Raw genomic sequence first — 4802 nt, 5'->3', positions numbered from 1 at the left:
ATCTATAATAATGCAGTGTTTTATTCTTCATAAGAATGCTATATGATGTCGTCCCTATCATTTTTGATTGCTGTATTCAGTTCAACTTTGTCTTATCCTTAACGCGAATCGTTAGGAAATTGAATTAGTTATGTTTAGAAGTATCGTATTGTTTTTATATGCTTTATTTTCTGTTTCAGCTGATGCTGAGGAGAATTTAACACTTTGGTATTCTCATCAAGACAATAGTTTTATTAATCTATTAGTTAATGAGTTTAAAAAAGAAAATGATATCAATATTTCGTTGGTTCAATTTGATCCTGAGAAGATAAAAGCCGAAATTTTATTGGGCGCTCAATATGGTGGTTTACCAGAATTGGTGATTTTTCCATCTGATTTTGTTGGCTTGCATCGTTTAATGAAATTATCTCGTATCCCTGATGATTGGTTTTTATCTGATATTTCACCATCAGCAAAAGTGACCGCTTTTACTGATGGAAAGTATTGGGGAGTGCCAGTGATCCAAGGTAATAATTTGCTGTTATATTATAACAAAAAGCTAGTACCTGAACCTGTTAAGTCGTGGGAAGCGCTGTTAGCGAAAAAGCAGCAATACATTGATAATAATATCTTGCCAATTGGCTGGAATTATCAAGATATGTATTACTTTATTCCGTTTTTATCGGCGTTTAACGGTTGGCCTATTACGAATAATAAAATAACGCTGAATACGCCGGAAATGGTGGCTGCTTTAAAATATTATCGTTATGTTTCAGAGCAAAAAATGGTTAATGAGCAATGTGAATATACTTGTTCGCAAGCGGATTTTATCCAAGGCAAAGAAGCGTATGCCATTAATGGTGATTGGGCGTATCAAGACCTCAAAAATAACATGGGTGATAACCTAGGTGTCGCATTATTACCGACGATAGACGGTAAGCAAATGCGTTCGATGAAGAGTACCTTTGTCATCTCATTGCCAAACTATTCAGTACGCTCAAAACAAAAAAGAAAACTGATTGAACAATTTGTTAAATTTGTTCAACGTCCAACTATTCAGAAATTGGTATATGAAAAAACACATTTACTACCAGTTTCAGAACAATTACTGAATGAGTATAAAAAGCAAGCAAAAGGGAGTGACAAAGTACTTTTTGAGCAATTTGAGCTTTCTAAACCTATGCCCTCTAGTATTAAAATGTCGATTGCATGGCAGGCTATCGCTATTGGTTTTAAACGTTATGAAGATGGGCTATCTGCCGAAGAATCTGCAAAATATATGCAGCATATTGCTATACAGCAAATGCGTCGGTTAAAGAACGAATGAAATTAAAATTAAAACTCAAATCATCACTCGCATTGTTAATGGTTTTTGTGGCAGTTTTGCCTGCCTCCATTATTGGTGGTTTACTTATTAAGCAGCAAACAGAAGTTGAAACTAACTACCGTTTAGACTTAATTGATCGTTTATCTACAACCCTAAAGCAAGAATTCAATTACCGCTTTTATTTACTTTCCACGGCACTCGATGTGCTTTCTCGTGATAGGTTGCTCGTGCAGGGGATAGATGACTTCTTTCTTACTAGTCATGTTGATGCAACCTTAAAAAACCTTGTTGATAATACGCCATTGATTCAAGCGGCGTATCTTGTTGATAATCATTGGAATGAAGTTGAAAATTACAATGGCATCAATGGGATAAAATCATTTGAAGGGTTACAGCAGTTATTAAGTGTTCACGTCAGTACCAGCAAAACATCCGGTGATCAATGGGTGTTTAACTACGTTGATGAAATGTTGATGCCTGAAAAATTCAATCCTAGTCGTAAAGGGGTTGCGATAGGGGTACCTATTTATCAATCGACACTGACGGAAGGGCTTAAGCGTAAGCCATTAGGTTATCTGATTGTAATTGTACCTGTTGAAAATATCATTAAAGTCCTTCGCCCTTATTTAAAAGATGGTGAGCATGTCGTATTTAAACATAACGGCATGGATAACATCACCGTTTTTAAAGGTAAATTAGAGCCATCAGTTCCGACGGTTTCTAAAACCGAAGTTGTGACAATTGATAATAAATATGTTTCAGAACCCATGTCTTACGAGGCTGAAGTGTTTATGAATAAGTACTTGGGTGAGAATCCTTTTACTAATTCATTGAAAATATTATCCATCGTCACCGTTATTATCGTGATGTTAGCATTGTTAACCGCGACCATTTCTTACCGTTGGTTTGCTAAGCCATTAACGTATTTAATGGATAGTGTGCGCGCTTGCTTGAGTGGCAGTTATAGTATCCCAGACAAGGATTTACGCTTTGCTGAGTTAATTATGGTGAATGACTTAATTCAGAAAATGACGAGCACGATTAAAGCACAATTTGATGATTTAGAAGATAAAAATACCAAATTGATGAGCTTTAATGAGCAATTAGAAAAGAAGGTGCATGAGAAAACACTTCAGTTAACTCAGACATTACAGCGTGAAGAAAAGCGCCGTACCATGCTGCAATCGTTATTGTCATTTAGTAATAAACTGCAACATGGCGATGTACATTCAACGGTGATGACGCAACTTGTTAGCCTATACCCTTATGCCGGATGGGCAATGAGATTGAATATAAATCATCAGCGAGATTGGGTGTGTGAAGGCATTGATCCTGATGCTTTGGTAGACATTGATGTTGATGCGCATTGTAGTGAGTATTTTCGTGCCAAGATAAATGATCAGACTTTCCAATGTTTCAAAATTATGGATACTCATAATGAGACATTAGGCGTCATTGTAATGAAATACCCGAATATTGAGCGCGATGACTTTGAAGTGATTTCACTGTTCGTTTATCAGCTATCGGCTGAATTAGAAGGGCGATTACTAAACGAAGAGTTGGAGCGAATTGCGATTACGGATCCACTAACAGGTTTGAGTAACCGTAAAGCGTTTGATGTCGATTTAGAAGAATGGCTGAAAGTATCGCAACGTTACCCAGAGCAGTATTTTGGCTTATTTATGATAGATGTGAATGGGCTGAAGCAAGCGAACGATGAGTATGGACACCATATGGGTGATCAATTACTGATTGAAACCGGGAATTTAATTCAAAGTGTATGTCGTCAAACGGACAAGGTTTACCGTTTAGGCGGTGATGAATATGCGATTATTGTTAAACTTGGCGATAACACAGGCTGTGAGTTCTTAAAGCAACGACTCAGATCATTGCTAGAACAAGAACATTACGCAAGCTTGCCTTCTGGCGATAAAGTGAAAATTCATTTTGCGATGGGGTGTGCAAGTACGGAATCGCATGAAGCACAGAACATTTATCAAGTTGCTGATAAAGCGATGTATTTAGATAAAAAAGCATTCTATGAATCGACAGGGTTAACTCCTCGTTAATAGCCATTTATTCCGATGGATGAATAATAAAAAACCTCGATATTGGTATCGAGGTTTTTTATAGGCGTCTATAACAATATTACTTATGGTTTGAGAAATTATCGCCTTTCGCTAGTCGATCATACAAAATCACGTTAACGGCTGCTGCAAGGTTCATACAGCCTTTAGTTGGCACATAGATGGTTTCACGGCAGAAATCAGTGATGTCTTTCTTTAACGTACCGTCTTCAGGGCCAAAAATATAAAACGCACGTTTAGGGTGCTTATATTCAGGTAATGGCTTGGCATCATCAATCAGATCAACGGCAACAGGGACACAGCCAACAGGAATGATATCACGCAGATCTTCAACACCAATTAGCGGAATGTCTAAAGCGGCTTTTTTAGTATCTGTACAAAACTGCGCAGCGTGATCATAGCGCGTGCCAGTATAGAAAACAGAGTTGACACCGTAGCAGCCAGCAGCACGCATTACGGAGCCGACATTTTCTGGCGTTTTAGGGTTAAAAAGACCAATACAAGAATAACCTTGGCTATTTTTACTCATACGACTATCTACTTAATTTTTACATGAAGCTTAAAAAACAAAGCAGGTACGAATACCTGCTTTTATAGAATGTTATTTACCACAACACTTTTTGTATTTCTGACTGCTGCCACATGAGCATGGATCATTACGATTTGGTGTTTTTTCAAATACCGTTGTTTTTGGCTTATTGAAGATACCATCGAACTCGGCAGTATTTTCAGCCACATTTGCATCTACAGTGATATTCGAAAAAAGGTTATGTTCTTCAATTTGCTGTAGTAATTCTTGTTTACGTTCTTCGCTATTCACAATCAATGTGAGAGGGTTGGTTTCCGTGCCCAGTTTAGTTGCGCGTTTCGTGTTGTAGCCAAAGCTTTCGTATTTCGGCTTCTTTTCGATACGACCTTTATAGAAGAATTTAGACATGGGTGAACCTACTTACCATGAAGTAATCAAACTAAAGTGTTTGATTAATTGTTATGAATAAAAAACCACCGCTAAGGTGGTTGAAATTGCGGGCATAATAACCGCCATTAGGGCGCTTATCAATAGTTAGCGCAGGGTATTAGCGCGCACAAAACCACAATGAATAGCACATAACCATACATAAACTGTGTGATTTGGTGAGGGTTTAAACGTTTGCAATGGTCGGACTTCATTTTAGATTGCCGAGCGTTTTAAATAGTGATTAGCTTAAAAATAACATGAGGAAACAGTGATAATAAAAGGCGTAGCCTATCACCATGATAGGTAATTTCGACTGGCACTGATAACAAATGTTGTTAACATACAACTCAATAAATTTCAGCGTGAAGGATTTAAACACCATTCATTCAGTGTCTTATAGTTATTGAATGAAGTTGATAATCGTTCCGTTTTTTAACAAAAATAATAAGGT

General features: G+C 37.2%; 4 protein-coding genes. 2 read left to right on the top strand and 2 right to left on the bottom strand.

What is annotated here, in order from left to right:
- Positions 1–130 precede the first annotated feature (130 nt).
- The gene (locus E5A76_RS15930) at positions 131–1306 is read left to right on the top strand and encodes a sugar ABC transporter substrate-binding protein (protein WP_053986779.1); all 1176 of its coding nucleotides are present in this window, start codon (positions 131–133) and stop codon (positions 1304–1306) included.
- A complete protein-coding gene (locus E5A76_RS15925) occupies positions 1303–3375 on the top strand; it encodes a diguanylate cyclase domain-containing protein (RefSeq protein ID WP_237458924.1) in 2073 nt (690 codons plus the stop codon). Before E5A76_RS15930 ends, E5A76_RS15925 begins: the two co-directional genes overlap by 4 nt.
- A gap of 79 nt (positions 3376–3454) precedes the next feature.
- Here E5A76_RS15925 and E5A76_RS15920 read toward each other — a convergent pair whose 3' ends face one another.
- Both E5A76_RS15920 and E5A76_RS15915 read right to left on the bottom strand, forming a co-directional pair.
- Complete coding sequence (locus E5A76_RS15920) at positions 3455–3922, bottom strand: RNA methyltransferase (RefSeq protein ID WP_008987356.1); 468 nt, start codon at positions 3920–3922, stop codon at positions 3455–3457.
- Positions 3923–3994: 72 nt separating this feature from the next.
- Complete coding sequence (locus E5A76_RS15915; RefSeq protein WP_161119516.1) at positions 3995–4330, bottom strand: PBPRA1643 family SWIM/SEC-C metal-binding motif protein; 336 nt, start codon at positions 4328–4330, stop codon at positions 3995–3997.
- Positions 4331–4802 lie beyond the last annotated feature (472 nt).

It is taken from the genome of Photobacterium lucens (assembly GCF_009873615.1).
Lineage (GTDB): Bacteria > Pseudomonadota > Gammaproteobacteria > Enterobacterales > Vibrionaceae > Photobacterium > Photobacterium lucens.
Note: the sequence above shows the minus strand (reverse complement) of the source record. Positions and strands in the feature narration are given on the sequence as shown.